We start from the raw sequence: 608 nt of genomic DNA, 5'->3' as shown, positions 1-608 counted from the left end.
TAAATGGAATTAATGCACAAAACATGGATTTTTACCATGCTAATTTGGCAGGAGCAGATCTTCAAGGTGCTAATCTTGCAGGCTCTTCATTTGGAGTAGCAAATTTTCAAAATGCTGATTTGTCAGGAGCCAACCTTTCATGGGTACGAGCAATACAAGTAAGCTTTGTAGGTACCAACTTTTCAAAGGCTGATTTATCAAATGTAAATTTGCGCACTTCAGATCTAACAGGTGCTAATCTGTCAGGTGCAAATCTTGATTCTGCTGATGGGTCATATGCTATTTTAGCAGGTGCAGATCTTACTGGAGCCAATGTATCAGGATTTGCTACAGCTGGTACAGATCGNTTCTTGTCACGGAAGCCCAATCTGCCACTAAACTAGGATTTACTTGTATCTTCTTTCTGTTACTTCTAGCTCTGCACCACGAGATTCAATCTCTTCGAGTCTAGATTCAATCTTTGTTTGGTATTTTTTCATTGCAGACCATGTAAGAAGACCACAACTGGCAAGAATTGCGCCTATTGTAAGTAGTTCAGTTATCATGTTCTCAATTGCAATGTCTATCCATTATGATATAAAATATCATCATGATATAAGATGCAAATT

Annotated in this window: 1 protein-coding gene and 1 pseudogene; one reads left to right on the top strand and one right to left on the bottom strand. The window is 38.1% G+C overall.

From position 1 onward, the window contains the following. Nucleotides 1-23: 23 nt before the first annotated feature. Nucleotides 24-346: pseudogene (locus DYY66_RS16030) on the top strand (pentapeptide repeat-containing protein); the annotation flags it as partial. A gap of 40 nt (nucleotides 347-386) precedes the next feature. On the opposite strand, the gene DYY66_RS04415 reads toward DYY66_RS16030, so the two are convergent. Further along, nucleotides 387-545, bottom strand: coding sequence for a hypothetical protein (locus DYY66_RS04415; protein WP_166286551.1), 159 nt, complete (start codon nucleotides 543-545; stop codon nucleotides 387-389). Nucleotides 546-608: the final 63 nt, after the last annotated feature.

The sequence above is a fragment of the Candidatus Nitrosotalea sp. FS genome (assembly GCF_011319475.1).
Taxonomy (GTDB): domain Archaea; phylum Thermoproteota; class Nitrososphaeria; order Nitrososphaerales; family Nitrosopumilaceae; genus Nitrosotalea.
Note: the sequence above shows the minus strand (reverse complement) of the source record. Positions and strands in the feature narration are given on the sequence as shown.